At 62.5% G+C, this 18,925-nt stretch carries 21 protein-coding genes and 2 pseudogenes; 13 read left to right on the top strand and 10 right to left on the bottom strand.

The features are described 5' to 3' along the window. Positions 1-18: 18 nt before the first annotated feature. On the top strand, positions 19-252 hold the full coding sequence (locus JYU29_RS13050; protein WP_213985253.1) for a type II toxin-antitoxin system Phd/YefM family antitoxin: 234 nt from the start codon (positions 19-21) through the stop codon (positions 250-252). Then, positions 249-650, top strand: a complete 402-nt coding sequence (locus JYU29_RS13045; RefSeq protein WP_213985252.1) for a type II toxin-antitoxin system VapC family toxin — start codon at positions 249-251, stop codon at positions 648-650. Before JYU29_RS13050 ends, JYU29_RS13045 begins: the two co-directional genes overlap by 4 nt. 70 nt (positions 651-720) lie before the next feature. On the opposite strand, the gene JYU29_RS13040 is transcribed toward JYU29_RS13045, so the two are convergent. The 3 genes from JYU29_RS13040 to JYU29_RS13030 form a co-directional block, all read right to left on the bottom strand. Then, positions 721-1,158 (bottom strand): OsmC family protein, encoded by a 438-nt coding sequence (locus JYU29_RS13040; protein WP_213985251.1) that lies wholly within the window; start codon positions 1,156-1,158, stop codon positions 721-723. Between the two features lie 111 nt (positions 1,159-1,269). Continuing rightward, entirely contained in the window at positions 1,270-1,728 is a 459-nt protein-coding gene (locus JYU29_RS13035; RefSeq protein ID WP_213985250.1) for a YbaK/EbsC family protein, read from the bottom strand. A gap of 21 nt (positions 1,729-1,749) precedes the next feature. Beyond that, positions 1,750-3,024 (bottom strand): ubiquinone biosynthesis hydroxylase, encoded by a 1,275-nt coding sequence (locus JYU29_RS13030; RefSeq protein WP_213985249.1) that lies wholly within the window; start codon positions 3,022-3,024, stop codon positions 1,750-1,752. A gap of 95 nt (positions 3,025-3,119) precedes the next feature. Between JYU29_RS13030 and JYU29_RS13025 the strand changes: the two genes are divergently transcribed. From JYU29_RS13025 to JYU29_RS12985, 9 genes and pseudogenes are all read left to right on the top strand, one after another. Further along, positions 3,120-4,001 carry an acyl-CoA thioesterase gene (locus JYU29_RS13025; RefSeq protein WP_213985248.1) on the top strand — a complete coding sequence of 294 codons (882 nt, stop codon included), beginning with the start codon at positions 3,120-3,122 and terminating at the stop codon, positions 3,999-4,001. Between the two features lie 214 nt (positions 4,002-4,215). Further along, positions 4,216-4,554, top strand: a complete 339-nt coding sequence (locus tag JYU29_RS13020; RefSeq protein ID WP_189504613.1) for a P-II family nitrogen regulator — start codon at positions 4,216-4,218, stop codon at positions 4,552-4,554. Between the two features lie 29 nt (positions 4,555-4,583). Continuing rightward, on the top strand, positions 4,584-5,972 hold the full coding sequence (locus JYU29_RS13015; RefSeq protein ID WP_431192860.1) for an ammonium transporter: 1,389 nt from the start codon (positions 4,584-4,586) through the stop codon (positions 5,970-5,972). Positions 5,973-6,154: 182 nt separating this feature from the next. Then, positions 6,155-6,874, top strand: a complete 720-nt coding sequence (locus tag JYU29_RS13010; RefSeq protein WP_213985247.1) for a Crp/Fnr family transcriptional regulator — start codon at positions 6,155-6,157, stop codon at positions 6,872-6,874. Positions 6,875-7,034: 160 nt separating this feature from the next. Continuing rightward, positions 7,035-7,550 (top strand): annotated as a pseudogene (locus JYU29_RS18475) (DNA translocase FtsK 4TM domain-containing protein); the annotation flags it as partial. A 984-nt stretch (positions 7,551-8,534) separates the two neighbouring features. Then, positions 8,535-10,145, top strand: a pseudogene (locus JYU29_RS18550) (DNA translocase FtsK); the annotation flags it as partial. Between the two features lie 160 nt (positions 10,146-10,305). Further along, a complete protein-coding gene (locus tag JYU29_RS12995) occupies positions 10,306-10,974 on the top strand; it encodes an outer-membrane lipoprotein carrier protein LolA (RefSeq protein ID WP_431192859.1) in 669 nt (222 codons plus the stop codon). A gap of 144 nt (positions 10,975-11,118) precedes the next feature. Beyond that, complete coding sequence (locus tag JYU29_RS12990) at positions 11,119-11,928, top strand: exodeoxyribonuclease III (protein WP_213985246.1); 810 nt, start codon at positions 11,119-11,121, stop codon at positions 11,926-11,928. Further along, on the top strand, positions 11,921-12,382 hold the full coding sequence (locus JYU29_RS12985; RefSeq protein WP_213985245.1) for a GNAT family N-acetyltransferase: 462 nt from the start codon (positions 11,921-11,923) through the stop codon (positions 12,380-12,382). Before JYU29_RS12990 ends, JYU29_RS12985 begins: the two co-directional genes overlap by 8 nt. 3 nt (positions 12,383-12,385) lie before the next feature. On the opposite strand, the gene JYU29_RS12980 is transcribed toward JYU29_RS12985, so the two are convergent. Beyond that, complete coding sequence (locus JYU29_RS12980; RefSeq protein WP_213985244.1) at positions 12,386-12,841, bottom strand: Crp/Fnr family transcriptional regulator; 456 nt, start codon at positions 12,839-12,841, stop codon at positions 12,386-12,388. A gap of 93 nt (positions 12,842-12,934) precedes the next feature. After that, on the bottom strand, positions 12,935-13,618 hold the full coding sequence (locus JYU29_RS12975) for a response regulator transcription factor (RefSeq protein WP_213985243.1): 684 nt from the start codon (positions 13,616-13,618) through the stop codon (positions 12,935-12,937). Between the two features lie 118 nt (positions 13,619-13,736). Here JYU29_RS12975 and JYU29_RS12970 point away from each other — a divergent pair, with 118 nt between their 5' ends. Next, positions 13,737-14,285: a L,D-transpeptidase family protein gene (locus JYU29_RS12970; protein ID WP_347879900.1), complete on the top strand. Its 549-nt coding sequence runs from the start codon at positions 13,737-13,739 to the stop codon at positions 14,283-14,285. An 84-nt stretch (positions 14,286-14,369) separates the two neighbouring features. On the opposite strand, the gene JYU29_RS12965 is transcribed toward JYU29_RS12970, so the two are convergent. The 5 genes from JYU29_RS12965 to tsaD are packed head-to-tail and all read right to left on the bottom strand — an operon-like array spanning position 14,370 to position 17,880. Beyond that, entirely contained in the window at positions 14,370-15,068 is a 699-nt protein-coding gene (locus JYU29_RS12965) for a class I SAM-dependent methyltransferase (protein WP_213985242.1), read from the bottom strand. Beyond that, a complete protein-coding gene (locus JYU29_RS12960) occupies positions 15,029-15,448 on the bottom strand; it encodes an EVE domain-containing protein (protein ID WP_213985241.1) in 420 nt (139 codons plus the stop codon). The genes JYU29_RS12965 and JYU29_RS12960 overlap by 40 nt, the downstream gene beginning before the upstream one ends. Continuing rightward, positions 15,448-15,750 (bottom strand): YciI-like protein, encoded by a 303-nt coding sequence (locus tag JYU29_RS12955; protein ID WP_213985240.1) that lies wholly within the window; start codon positions 15,748-15,750, stop codon positions 15,448-15,450. Before JYU29_RS12955 ends, JYU29_RS12960 begins: the two co-directional genes overlap by 1 nt. Positions 15,751-15,799: 49 nt before the next feature. Then, complete coding sequence (locus JYU29_RS12950) at positions 15,800-16,798, bottom strand: NAD(P)H-dependent glycerol-3-phosphate dehydrogenase (protein ID WP_213985239.1); 999 nt, start codon at positions 16,796-16,798, stop codon at positions 15,800-15,802. Continuing rightward, positions 16,795-17,880 carry a tRNA (adenosine(37)-N6)-threonylcarbamoyltransferase complex transferase subunit TsaD gene (tsaD, locus tag JYU29_RS12945; protein WP_213985572.1) on the bottom strand — a complete coding sequence of 362 codons (1,086 nt, stop codon included), beginning with the start codon at positions 17,878-17,880 and terminating at the stop codon, positions 16,795-16,797. The genes JYU29_RS12950 and tsaD overlap by 4 nt, the downstream gene beginning before the upstream one ends. A gap of 112 nt (positions 17,881-17,992) precedes the next feature. On the opposite strand from tsaD, the gene hemC reads away from it, so the two are divergent. Beyond that, the gene (hemC, locus tag JYU29_RS12940) at positions 17,993-18,919 is read left to right on the top strand and encodes a hydroxymethylbilane synthase (protein WP_213985238.1); all 927 of its coding nucleotides are present in this window, start codon (positions 17,993-17,995) and stop codon (positions 18,917-18,919) included. The last annotated feature ends 6 nt before the right edge of the window (positions 18,920-18,925 follow it).

The raw sequence follows: 18,925 nt of genomic DNA, 5'->3' as shown, positions 1-18,925 counted from the left end.
AGCTAATAGGAGTGTCGGATGCAGGTCACGGTCCATGCCGCAAAGACCAACCTTTCCAAGTTAATCGAGGCAGCCTTGTCAGGCGAAGAGGTGATCATCGCCAAGGGCAAGCTGCCGGTGGTCAAGATTGTGCCCGTCGCGCAGGGCCAATTCAAACTCGGCGTTTTGAAGGACCAACTTACTGGAACCGGCCCCGACTTCTTTGAACCTATGAGCGAGGAAGAATTGGCGCTCTGGGAAGGTCGGGATTGAGCCATATCCTTCTTGATACGCATGCTTGGGCTTGGTCCCTCACAGCCGATTCTCGTTTGTCCGCCAGTGCACTTGCCGCAATGGAAGGGGCCGATAGGGTTTCGATCAGTGCCATCAGCCTGTTCGAGATCGGCCAGAAAGTCCGCCTGGGCAAATGGCCTGAGATGCAGCCGTTCTTAACGAGTCTGATCAGACTGGCGGATGAACAAGGCGGACGTTTTTTGGACGTGTCGCCGGAAGTAAGTTTAGTGGCCGCCACTTTGGATTGGGCGCATCGCGATCCATTTGACCGGATCATTGGGGCAACTGCCCTCACGCGTGGCCTGACGCTGATTTCGGCCGATATGGCTTTCGATGGCTTAGCTGCCGAACCGAAGTGGCCCGGTCGGATCTGGTGATCAAAGCCGACCAAGAAAAAAGCCGGCCCGCAATGCGGACCGGCTTTTTTGGTAGATCATTGGACGCAGCTTAGGCGAGCTTGGCGTCCAGGCTGACCTTGATGGCGCCCAGCGCCTTGGAAACCGGGCAGCCTTCCTTGGCCTTGTTTGCCAGTTCCTGGAACTTGGCGTCGTCGATACCCGGAACCGTGCCGGTCAGTGCAATTGCGCTTTCGGTGATGGCGAAGCCGCCGCCGTCAGCCGGGCCGTAATGCACGGTAGCAACGGCATCCAGCTTGTCGGCCGGCGTGCCGTTTTCGGCCAGGAAGTGCGACAGCTGCATGGCGAAGCAGCCGGCATGGGCTGCGGCGATCAGTTCTTCCGGATTGGTGCCGGACTTGCCGCTTTCATCCTGGAACCGACCCTTGAAGGAATAGGGTGCGCCGGTCATTGCGCCGCTTTGCGTATCGAGCGTGCCGGTGCCTTCAGCCAGAGTGCCCTTCCAGACTGCCGTTGCTGTGCGCTTCATGTGCGATCTCCTGAGTTTAAGGACAAGTGATTGTCCGACGTGTCGGGACGACACAGTCGGGTTCTCAACCGCATATAGCGTGCGCAATCCCCGTTTCCATCGCAGGCCTGGTTATTGGCAGATGTCCACCCACTGCGCCTGCGTCAGCTCAGCCAGACGCTGGGGCGACAGGCGTACGGCTGTGTTTGTCGCTCCTGCAGCCGGCAGCACTTCGGCGAATGCGTGCAGGCTTTCGTCGCAATAAACGGCAAGCGGCGACGGCAGACCGAACGGACAGATGCCGCCAACGGGATGACTTGTCAGAGCTAGGGCCTGCTCGGCGTCGAGCATTCTTGCCTTGCCCCCGAACCGGTCGCGAAACTTGCGGTTGTCGAGGCGCGCCGTACCGCTGGTGACCACCAACAGCACCGTGTCGTCGACTTTCAGAGCGAGCGTCTTGGCAATCTGTGCCGGCTCGACGCCATGCGCCGCAGAAGCCAAAGCAACGGTTGCCGAGCTTTCCGCTGTTTCGATGATTGTGATGTCAGCTGCGTGTTCGGCAAAGAAGGCTCGGACTGAATCGAGGCTCACCGTTGTGCTCCGCCCTGTTTCCTAGATCGGCTGCCCTTGCAGAAGCTTCGGCGAAGGCCCGCTCACGCCGGCGGCCTGGTTGATGAAGAAGTCCTTCAAGCGCGGCATGCGATCAACGAGGCCGAGGCCAAGATCACGGATGGCGCGGATCGGCGCGATGTCGTTGGAAAACAGTCGGTTCAGCACATCGGTGGTGATGCCCATCTGCAGCGTGTCGAAGCGGCGCCAGCGCTGATAGGTTTCCAGAACATCGAGCATGCCGATGTCGCGTCCCATGCGATCGGCTTCCACGATGACCTGAGCAAGCGCTGCCGCATCCTTGAAGCCCAGATTGAGGCCCTGTCCGGAAATCGGATGAATGCCGTGCGCGGCATCTCCGGCCAACGCAAAGCGATGGCCAACGAAGTCGCGCGCAAGCGTCAAACCGAGCGGCCAGGCCTTGCGCGGACCTTCAACGCGGATTTCGCCCAGCTTCAAGCCGAAGCGGCGTTCGAGCTCGAGTTCGAAGATCAGATCGTCTTCGGCCACAAGGCGGTTGGCGTCCTCGGTGCGCTCCGTCCAGACGATGGACGAGCGGTTGCCCTTGAGCGGCAGCGTGGCGAAGGGGCCGGCGGGCAGGAAGTGCTCTTCGGCGCGCCCTTCATGCGGCCGCTCATGCTTCACCGTGCAAACGATGCCGGATTGGCCGTAGTCCCATTTGTTGACCTTGATGCCGGCGAGGTCGCGCAGCTTGGAGCGCACGCCGTCTGCCGCAACCAGCAGGCGGCTGGTCAGGGTGCGTCCGTCGCTCAAGTCGATCGTGACGCCTGCGCTTCTGCGCTCGAAGTTGCTGACGCCGGCCCCTTCGATCAGAACAATGCCGAGTTCGTCGACCCGGCGACGCAGTGCGCCGTTCATGTGCACATTGGCAATCATATGCGCGAAGGGCTCACCGGCGCTCACCGTGCCGTCGAAGGTCAGGAAAACGGGGCGCACGGGATCGGCGGTGCGCGAATCCGTGATGATCATCTCGTTGATCGGTTGTGCTTCTTCAGCCAGTTCGTCCCAGCAACCGAGCGTATCCAGCATGCGCCGGGCAGCCGCTGCAATCGCCGAAGCACGCGAATCCTTTTTCCAAACGCCGGCCGGTGCAGCGTCCACCACAGCGACCTCGAGCGACGGGCGCGCCTGCTTGATTGCGACGGCGGTCGCGAGGCCAACATAATTGCCGCCGCCGATCACCACGTCGAAGCTGGTGCGCGTGGCCGCGTCCGATGGGGTCTGCTCCGGCAGATTGCTCTTGGTGGAAGGCGCCATGTTCGGCTTCTCCGTTCTCAGGGGTCTGCCTTGACTTGCACGCGGCGAACTGTTCGTAAACCGGGCGCCACCAAGCAGCGGAAGGATAACAGGCCATGTCTGAGGCCATGCGGGACTTGTTGGATATACTTGATCTTGAAACGCTGGAACTCAACCTGTTTCGTGGTCGCAGCCCCCAGGTCGGGTGGCAGCGCGTGTTCGGCGGACAGGTGGTAGGCCAGGCGCTCGTTGCGGCGCAGCGCACGGTAAGTGCGGATCGCCACACCCATTCGCTGCATGGTTATTTCATGCGTCCGGGTGATCCGGCCGTGCCGATCATCTACGAGGTCGACCGTATCCGCGACGGCGGCAGCTTCACCACGCGCCGCGTGGTGGCCATTCAGCACGGGCATGCGATCTTTTCGCTCGAAGCGTCCTTCCAGAAGGACGAGCCGGGGCTGGACCACCAGGTGCCGATGCCGCTCGATGTGCCGGCACCCGAAACGCTGATGACGCAGATGGAGCTGATCGAGCGCTATGGGCAGAACCTGCCGGAAGCGATCCGTCGTTTCTGGGCGCGCGAACGGCCGTTGCAGATCCGCCCCGTCAACATCGAACATTATGCATCCCGCGAGCCCTTGCCGCCGCAGCAGAAGGTGTGGATGCGTATCAACGGCGTCAAAGCCGCCACACGGGCGTTGAATGCCGCGATGTTGGCCTACATCTCGGACATGACGCTGCTCGACACCGCAACCTTCCCGCATGGGAGGTGGGGCTTCGAACCCGATATCCAGATGGCCAGCCTCGATCATGCGATCTGGTTTCATCGGGAGCCACCGAACGGAATGGATGACTGGCTCCTTTACAGCCAGGACACGCCCTCCACGATGGGCGCACGCGGCTTCGCGCGGGGCCAGATCTTCAGTCGCGACGGGACCCTGATTGCATCCGTTGCTCAGGAAGGGCTGATCCGCCTACGCACGAAGCATCCTGCTTGATCTCTGGATCTTTGCCTTTCTAACAGGCAGTTCCAGGCGAGCAGACTCGTCGTCGCCGGTTGTTTCATTGGCGAATGAGCTGCTTTTTGACCATTCGCAACCGCTTCAGCCCAACTGGCATGAAGCTTGATTCTCTTCGTCCATGGGCCGCGTTTGCGCGCGGTTGAGATGGGGCAGCGGGCTCAACCCGCGAAACGAAGGGGTATGGTTGCGTATGAAAATCGTCATGGCTGTTATCAAGCCGTTCAAGCTCGACGAAGTCCGTGAAGCGCTCACGGCTGTCGGCATTCAGGGCCTGACCGTCACCGAGGTCAAAGGCTATGGACGGCAAAAGGGTCACACCGAAATCTATCGCGGCGCCGAATATGCCGTGAGCTTCCTGCCGAAGATCAAGATCGAAGTCGCGGTTGCGGCCGAACTGGTTGATCGCGCCGTGGAAGCCATCACCGCTGCCGCCAAGACCGGGCAGATCGGCGACGGAAAGATCTTCGTTTACGCGCTCGATCAGGCCGTTCGCATTCGTACCGGTGAAACCGACAGCGACGCGCTTTGAGCGGCCGACGCGAATCCAAGGAGATTTCCATGACAGTTTCCACTTCTTTGGCCGCTCGCCTGCTGCCAATGGCGCGCACCGGCCTGGCTGCGGCCGCGGGTCTCGGCGCTTTCGGCGTTCTCAGCGCCTTTGCACAGGAAACGGCACCGGTTGCCGCCGATGCCGCAGCACCCGTTGTTGCAACGGTCGACAAGGGCGACGTCGCCTGGATGATGGTTTCCACCATCCTCGTTTTGTTCATGATCCTGCCGGGCCTGGCCCTGTTTTATGGCGGCCTGGTGCGCGCCAAGAACATGCTGTCGGTGCTGATGCAGTGCACGATGATCACCGCCGTGGTGATCGTGATCTGGGTTCTGTGGGGCTATTCCTTCGCCTTCGGCGGTTCCACCAGCCCTTACTGGGGTGGTCTCGGCAAGCTGTTCCTGGCTGGTGTCACGCCGGAATCGCAGGCCGCCACCTTCTCTGATGGGGTGATGATCCCCGAATTCGTGTTCATCTGCTTCCAGATGACCTTCGCCTGCATCACGCCGGCTCTGATCGTCGGTGCCTTTGCCGAGCGCATCAAGTTCTCGGCCGTGATCCTGTTCGTGGTTCTTTGGGTGACGCTGGTGTACTTCCCGATCGCGCACATGGTCTGGGATTCCAACGGCCTTCTGTTTGGCTGGGGCGCGCTTGATTTCGCGGGCGGCACCGTCGTGCACATCAATGCCGGTATTGCCGGTCTGGTTGGCGCGCTGCTGGTCGGCAAGCGTCACGGCTATGGTCGCGACAACATGGCGCCGCATTCCATGACGCTGACCATGGTGGGCGCTTCCATCCTGTTCGTCGGCTGGTTCGGCTTCAATGCCGGCTCCAACCTGGAAGCCACCGGCGGCGCGGCACTCGCCATGATCAACACCTTCACCGCCACGGCAGGCGCCGTGATCGCATGGGTGGTGATCGAAGGTCTGGCGCGCGGCAAGGCTTCTATGCTGGGCGGCGCTTCGGGCATGGTTGCCGGCCTCGTTGCCGTCACACCGGCTGCGGGTCTGATCGGTCCGATCGGTGCGATCGTGCTCGGCGCTCTGGCGTCCGCGGTCTGCTACTGGTTCGTTGCCGTGGTGAAGATCAAGGCTGGCTATGACGACTCGCTCGACGTGTTCGGCATCCATGGCGTTGGCGGCATCATCGGTGCCATCGGTACCGGCATCTTCACGTCCACGTCGCTCGGCGGCATCGGCTATGCCGAAGGCGTCACGATGGGCGGCCAGGTTTACACGCAGATCCTCGCCGTTCTGGTGACGATCGTGTGGTGCGGTGTGGTGTCGGCAATCCTCTACAAGCTGGTGGATGTCGTGATCGGTCTGCGTCCAACCACCGAAGCCGAAACGCAGGGCCTCGACATCACCTCGCATGGCGAAGTGGCGTATCATTCCTGATCGTTCCGAAGCGGGCTATAACGGCCCGCTTCTTCGACCGGACGCGAAAGGAAAAAGCCCGCCGATCGAGCGGGCTTTTTTGTTGGACCCAATTAACAAAAAGCAATCGGGGCTGGGCTTGGCAGTGTATCTAAGCTCTTGTATTTACCTGAGATCTTTCCTTCGTTCGTGTGAGTCTCCCCGTGACCAATCCCCTGGTGATGTTTTTGTCGCGGCGGGATGACCTGTCCACCGACGAAATTGCTGCCCTCGACGCGCTGACGCTCAACAGCCAGGATTATGCCGCAGGCACGGCGATGATCCGGCAAGGCGACCGGCCGACTTCCAGCATCCTCGTTCTCGAAGGTCTGGCGGCACGTGCGCATTATCTAGCCGACGGAAAGCGCATGATCAGCGCCCTGCATGTTCCGGGCGATTATGTTGATCTGCATTCTCTGCTGCTCGACCAGATGGATCACGACGTCACGGCGCTGACCGATTGCCGTGTGGCGCTGACGGCCCATCCCGAAGTGCGGCGCGTGACCGAGCGTCTGCCGCATCTCGGACGCCTGCTGTGGCTGGCCACCACGATCGATGCCGCCATGCACCGCGCCTGGATCGTTGCGCTCGGGCGCATGTCTCCGCTCAGCCACATGGCCCACTTCCTGTGCGAAATGTATATCCGGCTCGATATCGTCGGGCTTGCCAAGGATTACAGCTACCGCCTGGCGATCACGCAGATCGATCTCGCGGATATGCTTGGCCTTTCCGTGGTGCATGTGAACCGCACCCTGCAGGATCTGCGCGCAACGGGCATGGTGAGCTGGGTCGGATCGACCGTCAGCATCAAGGATTGGGACGGCTTACGCGAGCTTGCGCAGTTCGAAGACGCCTATCTCAACCTCAACAAGCGGGCGCGCTGAGCGATCTTTCGTTCTTCGGGTAAGAAAGTCGGTAAGGTCACCGTTGGGTAAGCTGACTGCATACCCATGGTTAATGCCGCTTTAACTGTCCTGTCGTTACGGTCGCTTCGGATCAGTCGGGTAGAACCCGGCCCTTTTTCGCACGATCGAGGACTGTTCAATGCGCACTGGCCTTTCGGCACCCATGAATGTGGCTGATGCAGGGTATGGCTTGCGCGGTTTTGCCCGGCGTCAGGTTGCGCGTCTGGTTGGGGTTTCCCTGCTGGGCCTGACCGCGCTCGGCGTCGCGTCGCTGGCAACCTGGAACGTTGCCGATCCAAGCTTCAGCCATGCCACCGACAATCCGGTCACCAACGCCATCGGCTATCCCGGCGCGGTGTTTTCCGATCTGGCGACCCAGTTCTTCGGTTTGGCGGCGCTGGCCGTTCTGGTGCCTCTGGCGATCTGGGGCGTGCTCCTGATGACCGGCCACCGGATCGATCGCAAGCCGACGCGCGGGGCCGTGTGGTTCCTCGGCGGCCTGTTTGCCGCAGGCGTCGCCGGCTGTTTCGCGCCCAACGCCACTTGGCCTCTGCCGACTGGTTTCGGCGGCGTGTTCGGCGACATCATGCTGAAGCTTCCCTCGCTTCTGCTTGGTGCTTATCCCCAGGGCTTTGTGGCCATTGTTCTCAGCGTCATTCTGGCGATCCCAGCCGTCGCGCTGCTCGCCTTCGGTGCGGGCCTCCTCGGTCGTCGTGCGCCGGTTGAAGACGACTTCGAGGATGAAGACGATCTTGCCGTGTCCGTGCACCGAGACGACGAAGAGGACGAGCGCGAGTCCGTTCTGATGGGCTTGATGACCCACTGGTTCTTGTCGGGCCGGGCCATGCTGCGCCGTTTGAAGGGTGGCGGCGAGCGCCAGGCGCCGCAAAGAAGCAAGCTGCGTCAGGCCATGGTGCGGATCGACCGCGACATGGACATGGAAACCGAATATCGCGCACCGGCCCAGCGCGTCGAGCCGGGCTTCGGAAGCGCCTATGCCCAGGACGAGCGGGACGAGCTGTTCGACCTCGACCGCGTCGTGGGCGTTGCCAATCCCGCGCCGGCTGCGGCTCCTGCTGCCCTGCGCACGAATCCCGAAATGCCTGTTGTCGAAGCGCCGGCGCGCCGCCCGATCGTGGTGGAGCCGCCAGCGCAGCCCGTGCCGCAGCGTGTCGAGCGCGTGGAACCCGATTGGTCGAACTGGACACCGGTTCAGGAACGCCCGAACGGTCACGTGCAGGCCTTCCGCTCCATGCCCGGTATGGTGCGCGGTGTGCGCCGCCCCGAGCCTGAAATGACGCAGCCCGTCGACATGCAGGTGGAGCCGGACTTCGCGCCTTTGGCAGATCTGACGCCGGAAATCGGCGAAGACGAAGCGCCGTTCGACATGCCGTTCGATGCACCGTTTGCCGACGACTATGCCGAGCCTGCTGCAGCACCGCAGCCGGTAGCGCCAGCTGCCGCAATGAGCCAGCCGGCTGCACGCCAGCCGGTCGCGCGCTCAACCGAAACGCCGGACCAGTTGTTCGATGCGCCTGCCATGTCGCGCGGTGAAGCGCAGGCTCGCGGCATTCAGCGCACCGATGCGGCTGCCTCGTCACGCGTGATCGAAGCGCCGATGCCGAGCCGCGCCAAGATCGAATCGCCGGCACCTCGTCCTGCCCCTGCAAGCGTTGCGCCCCGTGCTTCGGCAGCGATGGCCGCTTCGCCTTATGATGACGGCTTCATCATGCCGGCGCTCGAATTCCTGGCCGAGCCGAAGAATATCGGCCGCGATCCGACGCTGTCGAAGGACGCTCTGGAACAGAATGCGCGGCTGCTTGAAGGCGTGCTGGAAGACTTCGGCGTTAAGGGCGAGATCATCCATGTTCGTCCAGGCCCCGTCGTTACGCTCTACGAACTGGAGCCAGCGCCCGGCATCAAGTCGAGCCGCGTGATCGGCCTGGCGGATGACATCGCCCGCTCCATGAGCGCGATCGCTGCCCGCGTCGCCGTGGTTCCCGGTCGCAATGCGATCGGCATCGAACTGCCGAATGCCCGCCGCGAAACGGTGTATCTGCGCGAGATGCTGGCATCGCAGGCCTTTGACGACTCTTCGGCCAAGCTTGCGCTGGCGCTCGGCAAGACGATCAACGGTGATCCGGTCGTGGTTGATATCGCCAAGATGCCGCACGTTCTCGTTGCCGGCACCACCGGCTCGGGTAAGTCGGTTGCCATCAACACGATGGTTCTGTCGCTGCTTTATCGCATGAAGCCGGAACAGTGCCGCTTGATCATGATCGATCCGAAGATGGTCGAGCTTTCGGTCTATGACGGCATCCCGCATCTTCTGACCCCCGTCGTGACCGACCCGAAGAAGGCGGTTGTCGCCCTCAAGTGGCTCGTGCGGGAAATGGAAGACCGCTACCGCAAGATGGCCAAGGTCGGCGTGCGCAACATCGACGGCTTCAACCAGCGCGTGGCGCAGGCTGCCGCCAAGGGCGAAACGATCACGCGTACCGTTCAGACCGGCTTTGACCGCGAAACGGGCGAGGCGATCTATGAAAGCGAAGAGCTCGATCTGCAGCCCTTCCCGTTCATCGTGGTGATCATCGACGAAGTGGCCGATCTGATGATGGTGGCCGGCAAGGAGATCGAAGGCGCGGTTCAGCGTCTCGGCCAAATGGCGCGTGCCGCCGGTATCCACGTCGTGATGGCGACGCAACGTCCGTCGGTGGACGTCATCACCGGTACGATCAAGGCCAACTTCCCGACCCGCATGTCGTTCCAGGTGACGTCGAAGATCGACAGCCGCACGATCCTGGGCGAGATGGGCGCCGAGCAGCTGCTCGGCATGGGCGACATGCTTTACATGGCTGGTGGTGGCCGCATCCAGCGCGTCCACGGACCCTTCGTTTCGGATGACGAGGTCGAGAAGGTCGTCGCCCATCTCAAGCTTCAGGGTGTGCCGGATTATCTCGACGCGATCACCGAAGATGACGAGGAAGAGGGCGATGATACACCGTCGGGCAAGAACGGGTCGTCGGGCACAAGCAACCTCGAAGACTCCGAGGATCCGTATGACCAGGCGGTTGCCGTGGTGCTGCGCGATGGAAAGGCGTCCACCAGCTATATCCAGCGGCGTCTGGGCATTGGCTATAACCGCGCCGCATCGATCATCGAGCGGATGGAAAACGAGGGTATCGTCGGCCCCGCCAACCATGCCGGCAAGCGCGAGATTCTGGTGCCGACCGAGGACGACAAGTTCTGATCGGCCGCTTGAAGCGAACACGTTGCAGCGAGTTTGAAAGGGCGTGTCTTGGCGACGCGCCCTTTTCGCCATACCTGATGGCCATACTCACGCGCACATTGAGCCAAAATAGAGCCGCACTGGTCCGCTACCCGGTGCGCCAAAGAATAAGGAACCAGGAATGATGAAGCATCTTCCGAACCGTTTTGATCGTCGCGGCGTGCTGCGCCTGATGGGCGGCGCCGCTCTTTCCGTGACACTGCTGGGTTCTCTCGGGATCAGCCATGCTGTTGCCCAGGACGCTGCGGTCGCGCAGCAGGTCGCCGACCATTTCAGCCGGGTCAAGACCATGACCGGCGAGTTCGTGCAGTTCGGACCGCGTGGCGAACAAACCGGCGGCAAGTTCTATCTGCAGCGCCCCGGCAAGATCCGCTTCGATTACGAAGGCAAGAACGGCTATCGCGTGACGGCCGACGGCACCTCCGTCGTGATCGACAACAAGAAGCTGCGCACGGCCGATCTTTATCCGCTGTCGAAGACGCCGCTGAAGCTTCTTCTCGACAGCCGCATCGACCTGTCCGGCAACAAGGTTCAGCAGGTGAAGCAGGAACCGGACATGACCACGATCAAGCTTGCCGATCGCAGCGTATTCGGCAATTCGACCATCACCATGATGTTCGATCCGACGTCCTATACGCTGAAGCAGTGGACGATCACGGATGCGCAGAACAAGGACACCACGGTCATGATCTTCAACACGAAGGAAGGCGTGAGCTTCGATCCCAGCGTGTTTGCGATCGATTACAACCGCGTCAACCAGATGAACGTGAAGGGTCCTGGCGGTCGCTGATCCCGCATCCCGGTCTCACGGAAAAGGTCGCTGCGGCGGCCTTTTTTGTTGGTGCGCTCTGTCGATCAAGCCACCGGGCTTGTCTCCTCTGATAGGGGCTGGCAGGGTCGCACAGCTTTTTTCACCAACAGTCTGATTGTTTTCATGCCCTTCACAGTCGCCACCTGGAACATCAACTCCGTGCGGCTGCGCATGCCGATCGTCGAGCGTTTCCTGCAAACCTATCAGCCGGACGTGCTGTGCCTGCAGGAGATCAAGGTTCCCGACGAGCTGTTTCCAACCGAGGCCTTCCACGCCATCGGCTATGAGCATGTGACCTTCCACGGGCAGAAGGGCTATCATGGTGTCGCAACCGTCGCGAAGCACCGCATCGACATCGAGGAGAAGCGCAATTTCTGCGACATGGGTGACACCCGCCATATGTCGACGCGCATCGAAATCGCCGGCAAGTCGATCCTTCTGCACAATTTCTATGTTCCGGCCGGCGGCGACGAGCCCGATCCCGTCAAGAACCCGAAGTTCCGCCACAAGCTCGATTTCATCGAGGAAATGCGCTGCTTCAAGGCGCTGTCGGGCGACAACACCGCGTCGATCCTGGTGGGCGATCTCAACATCGCGCCTGGCGAAAACGATGTCTGGTCGCACAAGCAGATGCTGAAGATCGTCAGCCACACGCCGGTGGAAACGGAAGGGCTGGAAGCCATGCGCCGCGCCGGTGAATGGGAAGACCTGATGCGCCACCATGTTCCGGCCGACGAGAAGCTTTTCACCTGGTGGAGCTATCGCGCGGCCGATTGGGCAGCGTCCAATCGCGGCCGGCGGCTCGACCATGTCTGGGGCTCGGCCAATCTGGCGCCGCTGCTGACCGATATCGAAGTGGTGCGGGATGCCCGTGGCTGGGATCGGCCGTCCGACCATGTGCCGGTGATCGCACGCTTCAACCTCGATGCCTGAGCAGATCCGTATCGATGATCTGCGCGATCGTCCCGAGCGCATCGATGATGTGGCGGACCGGCTTTGGACCGCGTGGTGGCGCGATGGGGGTGTTTCGCTCGAGGAACTGACGGGGTTGGTGCGCGAAAGTCTCGGCCCTTCGATCGTGCCGTCGACTTTCGTGGCCCATCGCGACGGCCAGTTTGCCGGAACGGCCTCACTCATCGCCCATGACATGGATGCTCGGCCGCATTATTCGCCTTGGGTGGCCGCCGTCTGGGTGGAAGCGGATCATCGCGGCAGCGGGATCGGTTCGCAGCTCGTGCGCCACATCTCCGCTCTTGCCTTCGCGGCCGGCATTGCCCGGCTTTATCTCTATTGCGAACCGTCCAAGGGGCCGTTCTATGCCGCGCTGGGCTGGCGGCAGATCGAGGCGGATGTGGACGGCAACGACATCTTCGTGCTCGATGCCTGAGGCCTAGTCCTCGAAGCGGCCGGCGAGCTGGGCGATGCGGGCAACCAGCTCCTGAAGATCAGCTGAAATGCGGTGGTGCAGCAGCGCGGCGAGCTGCGGATATTCTTCGAGGATGCGGCGAAACAATCGCCGGTTGAGCCGGATCAGCTCGACATCGGTTGCAGCGATCGCGCTGGTGGGCCGCGATGTGTCGGCGATCAGCGCGAGTTCGCCGAGCAGGGTGTTGGCCCCAAGTGTTTGCAGCTCGACGGCCGTGTCGCCGCTGCCATGCACGAGTTTGACCGTGCCGGATGTCACCACGAAGGCGCAGTCGGCCGAATCACCTTCTGCGTAGATCAGGCGGCCGCTAGCTACGGAGATGTTTTCGGCGCCGAATGCCAGCAGGCGGAGCTGTTCCTGGGCGAAGCCCTCAAACAGCGCAATGCCGGCCAGAACCCGGATATCGTCATCCAGCGCCATTCACACGTCAATCCCCGGCACCCGTCATCTCAGGCACACATCAATCCCGGTGCGCCTTCCTCCTCGTGATCCCGGTTTTTTAAACCAGGGCAATCACGGAACGAGCTTGTACCCACCGCTTTCTGTCACAAGAATTTCGGCATTGGAAGGATCACGCTCGATCTTCTGGCGCAGACGATAGACATGCGTTTCCAACGTGTGGGTGGTGACGCCGGAATTGTAGCCCCAGACCTCTTCCAGCAGGATGTCGCGGGTCACGACCTTCTGCTCGGCGCGGTACAGGTATTTGATGATCGACGCTTCTTTTTCGGTCAGCCGGATCTTGCCGCCCTTGGCGTCGAGCAGGAGCTTCTGGCTCGGCTTGAACGTGTAGGGGCCGACGGTGAAGGTCGCGTCTTCGCTTTGCTCGTGCTGGCGCAGCTGAGCGCGGATGCGGGCCAGAAGCACGGCGAAGCGGAAGGGCTTGGTGACGTAATCGTTGGCGCCGGCTTCGAGACCGAGGATCGTGTCCGAATCGGTGTCCTGCCCGGTCAGCATGATGATCGGCGCCTTGTAGCCGCCCTTGCGCAGAAGCTTCACGGCTTCGCGCCCGTCCATATCGGGCAGGCCGACATCCATGATGAGCAAGTCGACCGTGCGGCTGCGCGCGGTGTTCACGCCCTTTGTGGCCGTCGGCTCCTCGATCACCTCAAACTCCTCATAGAGCCCGAGCTGTTCTGCCAGCGTGCTGCGCAGGTCGTCGTCGTCGTCGACAATGAGGATGGTGCGAGAAGTCATCGATCAATCCATTGTTTCATATGGTCAAATGAGAAGCTTGACGATTTTGGCAATATGCTGAACCTCGCCATCTTCGATAGGCCGATCACGGCGAAGTGTCCGATGGTGAAGAATTCGCGTGCAGGGATCCAGAAAAAAGAACCGCGTCATCAAGCGCATCACGGTGCGGCCACGTCCCGGCAAGCCGACACAAGGGCTGCTGGTTATCGATGGAATTGCATTTCCGTGCGCGCTCGGCCGCGGCGGCATCACGGCCAACAAGCGCGAAGGCGACGGCGGAACGCCGCTCGGTTCGATGCGCCTCCTGAACGGCTATATCCGGGAAAGGCGCTTTGCTCACAGCAGCCGCTTGCCGCTGGCACCCATCACCGCCGATCTCGGCTGGTGCGAAGTGCCGGATGACCGCAACTACAACCGCCCCGTGCGCATCCCTTATGGCGCCAGCCATGAGCGCATGAAGCGCGACGATACGCTCTATGATGCCTGCATCGTCATGGACTGGAACATCCGGCCACGAAAGCGCGGACGCGGCAGCGCCATCTTCTTCCACCTGGCACGGCCAGGTTTCCCGCCGACCGAAGGCTGCGTAGCGGTAACGCATCAGGTGATGGCGCGGTTGTTGCCACGCTTGTCGCGCAACACGGTGCTGGAGGTGAGGAGGGGTTGAAGGAGGGGAATAGGTGAGTAGGGCAATAAGGCAGTAGGGGTGACCAACGCGAGGCTCGAAGCGCACCTCCGCCCGGCATGAACTCTATTGCAGCGCCCAGACCGTCGTGCGCTTGACCTCGGCATCCTCCAGTGCGCGGGTGACGGGGACCTCATATATCGCACGAGCTACCAGGCGCTCCTTCGGCAGATAGGAGCGGCCGGGATCGCCGACGAGAACGATGGCCCCGCGCGCGGACAGGCGCTCGAACCAGGGCAGGAGGCGCTCGGCAAAGGCCTGGTCGTAGAACACGTCGCCGGCCAGAACGACATCCCACCTGTCGTCATGGTCGATCAGGTCGGTGATGGTTGTGTCGATCAGGGCATCGTTGGCTTGCGCATTCAGCGCGATCGCTGCGGCGCAGAACGGGTCTATGTCGGCGGCAAGAACATGGCGTGCGCCGGCTTGTCCGGCAGCGATACCGACAAGGCCGGAGCCGGACGCGAAATCGAGCACCGTTTTGCCGCGCACTGTTTCCGGATGATCGAGGATATAGCGTGCCAGACCCTGCCCGCCCGCCCAGGCAAAGGCCCAGAAGGGCGGCGGCAGGCCGATCTCGGCAAGCTCATCTTCGGTTTTCAGCCAGAGATCATGCGCTTCGGTAGCCAGATGCAGTTGCAGTTCCGGCACATGCGGCGGCGTCAGCAGGGTCGTGTTGGCGAGAATAAAGGCGCGGGCGCCTTCAGGCGTCAGCGCCATGCCGATCAGTCCTTGAGCTCGCCCATGCGGCAGACTTCCGCCCATTCTTCCGGCTTCACCGGCTGCACCGACAGGCGCATGGAGGTGACCAGCGACATGTCTGACAGGTTCGGGTTGGCCTTGATGGCCTTCAGCGTCACGGGTTTGGGCATGTCACGGACCGCGCGGATGTCGACGCAATCCCAGCGCGGATCTTCCGTGGTGGGATCGGGATGCGACAGCTTGCAGACTTCAACGATGCCGACGACCTCGAGGCCCTCGTTGGAATGATAATAGAAGCCGCGGTCGCCGATCTGCATGGCGCGCATATTGTTGCGCGCCAGATAGTTGCGCACGCCGGTCCAGGTCTCGCCGGCTTCGCCCTTGGCTTTCTGTTGCTCCCAGGACCACGCCTTGGGTTCGGATTTGAACAACCAGTATTGCATCAGGCGGTCGTGGTTTCCGGCTTGTTGAACACCCAGTTCCAGCCGCGGATCTCGACGGAAGCGAACAGGCCGGCCTTGGCGTAAGGATCGTTGGCGGCGATTGTCTGCGCAGCTTCCATGCTGTCGGCTTCCACGATCACGATGGAGCCGGTGGGCTTGTTGTCTTCTCCGAGCGTCGGGCCGGCCAGAACCAGCTTGCCTTCGGCATTCAGGCCGTTGAGGTAATCCACATGAGCCGGGCGGTTGTCCATGCGGACGGAAAGATGGTCTGGCTTGTCGGTGCAGTAGATGGCGTAGTTCATGGACGGGTCTCCTTCACTGGCGCTTTCCTGCGGGAGAAGGCGAAAGCGGTCAATCGGCTTCGTGCTTGAGCGGGCGGGTCATCAGCGCTTCCACCGTTTGCGCGATGGTGCTTTCACCCTTCAGGATGGCATCGACGGCCGTGATGATGGGCGCGGCGATCGCGTGTTCCCGGGCGATCCGGGCGGCAATCGACGCGGTGGCCACACCTTCGGCGAGCGGCCGGTTTTCGAGCGGTTCGCCGCGTCCCAGCGCTTCGCCATAAGCGAAATTGCGCGACTGGCCGGAGCCGCAGGTCAGCATGAGATCGCCGAGGCCCGACAGGCCCATCAGCGTTTCGCCCTGCGCGCCAAGGGCTGCCCCGATGCGACGCAGTTCCACGAAGCCACGCGTGATCAGCGCTGCCTGCGCACTGGCACCGAGGCCTGCTCCTGCAGCGGCACCGGCGGCAAGCGCCAGCACGTTTTTCAGCGCACCGCCGATCTCCACGCCGGTGAGATCATCGGCGGAATAACAGCGCAGGCGCGGCGTCGACAGGTTGGCGGCGAGCTCTGCGGCCAGCTCACGATCGCGCGCAGCAACGGTGACGGCGGTAGGCAGACCGCGTGCGAGATCGGTAGCGAAGCTCGGGCCGGACAAAGCGGCAGGCGGATTGTCCGGCAGCGTGGCTTGAAGCACGGCGGAGGGCAGGAGACCTGTGGCGCGCTCGATCCCCTTGGCGCAGATCACGATCGGCAGGCCAGCCGGGATATGGTCAGCCAGGGATTGCAGAACGGAGCCGAAGATCTGCGCGGGCACAACGGACAGGATCGCTCCAGCCCCTTGCAGGGCCTGTGCTGCATCCGTCGTGGCGCGCAACGCTGGATCGAGCGCGATGCCCGGCAGATAGCGCGGGTTTGCCGCCTGGCCGTTGATGGCGGCTACCGTTTCGGCGTCGCGGGCCCAAAGCAGCGTCGGGCGGCCGGCGGCGGCAAAGGTGTTGGCAAGTGCTGTGCCCCAGGCGCCACCGCCGAGAACCGCAATGCGCCCGTTTGAGGTGTTTACGCTCATGCCTTGGCTCCCCTTCGGCCCGAACCCACCACCGGAGCGGATTGGGCGTCGAGCGGCCAGCGCGAACGGGGGGCGAAGTGCATCGGGTCTTCGTGGGAAAGCCCAAGCGCCATGCGTTCGGCACCCGCCCAGGCGATCATAGCGGCATTGTCGCCGCACAGCTTGATCGGCGGCGCAACGAAGCGAAAGCCATGGCGGGCGCAAAGCGCTGTCAAACCACCCCTCACGGCCTGATTGGCGGCAACACCACCGGCCACCACAAGGGCGGGTTCGGCGGCATCGGGAAAGGTTTCGCGAAAGCGGGTCAGCGCGCGCCGAACGCGGTCGTCCAGCGTATCCACGATGGCGCGTTGGAAGGAAGCGGAAATATCGGCGCGATCCTTTGCCGACAGCGGCGCGATGGCCGTAGCCGCCTGCCGCACGGCGGTTTTCAGGCCTGAAAAAGAGAAATCGAGACGCTTTTCGCCTTTCAGTGGCCTCGGGAACACGAAGCGTGTTTCGTCACCGTCGCGCGCGGCGATCTCGACATTGGGGCCGCCGGGAAACGGCAGGCCGATCAGCTTGGCTGTTTTGTCGAAGGCTTCGCCAAGTGCGTCGTCGATCGTGGTGCCCCAGCGCTCGTACTGTCCGACGCCCTTCACCAGAACGAGCTGGGTATGGCCGCCGGAAACGAGCAGCAGCAGATAGGGAAAGGCAACTCCATCGGTGAGCCGTGCTGTGAGCGCGTGGCCTTCGAGATGGTTGACTGGCAAAAGCGGCTTGTCGGCTGCTGCAGCCAGCGCCTTGGCCGTCATCAGGCCGACGATGAGCCCGCCGACAAGACCGGGACCGGCGGTCGCGGCAACGGCGTCGATGTCGCCGAGCGTCAGGCCGGCTTCGTCGAGTGCTGCAGCAACGATGTCATCAAGCGCTTCCACATGGGCGCGCGCGGCGATCTCCGGCACCACGCCGCCAAAGGCCGCATGTTCGGTGACCTGGCTGAGAACGACGTTGCTCAGGATTGTGCCCTGACCGTTCTCATCGCGCAGCACGACGGATGCGGCGGTTTCGTCGCAGCTTGTTTCGATACCTAAGACGCGGATTGTCACGGCTATGGGCTCCATCATTGCCGCTGGCGGCGTTCCCCGATAGGAGAAGCGCACAAACAAAGGCTCGGGCATTGCTTGAGCGCGCGTATCACGGACCGAGTTCTTCATGCAAACACAGCCCATCCGCATCGGCACACGCGGCAGCGATCTCGCTTTGGCGCAGGCGCGCGAAACGCGGGCGCGCTTGATGGCGGCACATGGCCTGGCCGAAGACGCCTTCGAGATCGTGGTGATCACCACCACCGGCGACCGCATCACCAATCGCCCCCTGTCGGAAGTGGGCGGCAAGGGTCTGTTCACGCTGGAAATCGAGGAAGGCCTCACCGAAGGCCGGCTCGACATCGCCGTGCATTCCTCCAAGGACATGCCGACCGTTTTGCCCGAAGGGCTGGAGCTGTCCGCCTTCTTGCCGCGCGAAGATCCGCGCGATGCGTTTATCGGCAAAACGGCGCCTACCATTGCCGGCCTGCCGCAAGGGGCGGTGATCGGTTCGGCTTCCCTGCGGCGCCAGGCGCTTTTGCGTCGCATGCGGCCCGATCTTCATGTGGTGCTGTTTCGCGGCAATGTGCCGAGCCGTCTGGCCAAGCTGGAAGCGGGCAAAGTGGATGCGACGCTTCTGGCCCAGGCCGGCTTGAAGCGGCTCGGGCTGGAAGCAGCAACAACCGAGCTTTTGCCGCTCGACACCTTCCCGCCGGCTCCCGGTCAGGGTGCGATCACCATCGAATCGCGGCGCGGCGACGAGCGGATCAATGCGATCCTGGCGCCGATCCATCACCGCGAAACCGGCCTTGCGCTGACCTGCGAACGCGCTTTTCTCGGCGCGCTGGATGGTTCGTGCAAGACCCCGATCGCCGGCCACGCCACGATCGATGGCGACACGATCACCTTGCACGGCATGATCCTGACGCCCGATGGCACGCAAGCGCATGAAACGCGCGTGGATGGCTCCGTCGGCGATGTCGTGGCGATCGGCGTTGAAGTGGCGCGGATCCTGCGCGAGCGCGCCGGGCCGCACTTCTTCACGACCTGGTAACCGGCA

It is taken from the genome of Tianweitania aestuarii (assembly GCF_018457165.1).
Lineage (GTDB): Bacteria > Pseudomonadota > Alphaproteobacteria > Rhizobiales > Rhizobiaceae > Tianweitania > Tianweitania aestuarii.
The sequence above is the reverse complement of the archived record's forward strand: the minus strand, read 5'-3'. Positions and strand labels throughout refer to the sequence as shown.

What these genes read in the sequence shown, in the direction of transcription:
- JYU29_RS12990 (WP_213985246.1), top strand. Translation starts at nt 11,119, where the DNA reads ATGCCCTTCACAGTCGCCACCTGGAACATCAACTCCGTGCGGCTGCGC.
- JYU29_RS12975 (WP_213985243.1), bottom strand. Translation starts at nt 13,618, where the DNA reads ATGACTTCTCGCACCATCCTCATTGTCGACGACGACGACGACCTGCGC.
- JYU29_RS12960 (WP_213985241.1), bottom strand. Translation starts at nt 15,448, where the DNA reads ATGCAATACTGGTTGTTCAAATCCGAACCCAAGGCGTGGTCCTGGGAG.
- JYU29_RS12980 (WP_213985244.1), bottom strand. Translation starts at nt 12,841, where the DNA reads ATGGCGCTGGATGACGATATCCGGGTTCTGGCCGGCATTGCGCTGTTT.
- JYU29_RS13050 (WP_213985253.1), top strand. Translation starts at nt 19, where the DNA reads ATGCAGGTCACGGTCCATGCCGCAAAGACCAACCTTTCCAAGTTAATC.
- JYU29_RS12995 (WP_431192859.1), top strand. Translation starts at nt 10,306, where the DNA reads ATGATGAAGCATCTTCCGAACCGTTTTGATCGTCGCGGCGTGCTGCGC.
- JYU29_RS12985 (WP_213985245.1), top strand. Translation starts at nt 11,921, where the DNA reads ATGCCTGAGCAGATCCGTATCGATGATCTGCGCGATCGTCCCGAGCGC.
- hemC (WP_213985238.1), top strand. Translation starts at nt 17,993, where the DNA reads ATGCAAACACAGCCCATCCGCATCGGCACACGCGGCAGCGATCTCGCT.
- JYU29_RS12965 (WP_213985242.1), bottom strand. Translation starts at nt 15,068, where the DNA reads ATGGGCGGAAGTCTGCCGCATGGGCGAGCTCAAGGACTGATCGGCATG.
- JYU29_RS13030 (WP_213985249.1), bottom strand. Translation starts at nt 3,024, where the DNA reads ATGGCGCCTTCCACCAAGAGCAATCTGCCGGAGCAGACCCCATCGGAC.
- JYU29_RS13025 (WP_213985248.1), top strand. Translation starts at nt 3,120, where the DNA reads ATGTCTGAGGCCATGCGGGACTTGTTGGATATACTTGATCTTGAAACG.
- JYU29_RS13020 (WP_189504613.1), top strand. Translation starts at nt 4,216, where the DNA reads ATGAAAATCGTCATGGCTGTTATCAAGCCGTTCAAGCTCGACGAAGTC.
- JYU29_RS13040 (WP_213985251.1), bottom strand. Translation starts at nt 1,158, where the DNA reads ATGAAGCGCACAGCAACGGCAGTCTGGAAGGGCACTCTGGCTGAAGGC.
- JYU29_RS12955 (WP_213985240.1), bottom strand. Translation starts at nt 15,750, where the DNA reads ATGAACTACGCCATCTACTGCACCGACAAGCCAGACCATCTTTCCGTC.
- JYU29_RS13015 (WP_431192860.1), top strand. Translation starts at nt 4,584, where the DNA reads ATGACAGTTTCCACTTCTTTGGCCGCTCGCCTGCTGCCAATGGCGCGC.
- JYU29_RS12950 (WP_213985239.1), bottom strand. Translation starts at nt 16,798, where the DNA reads ATGAGCGTAAACACCTCAAACGGGCGCATTGCGGTTCTCGGCGGTGGC.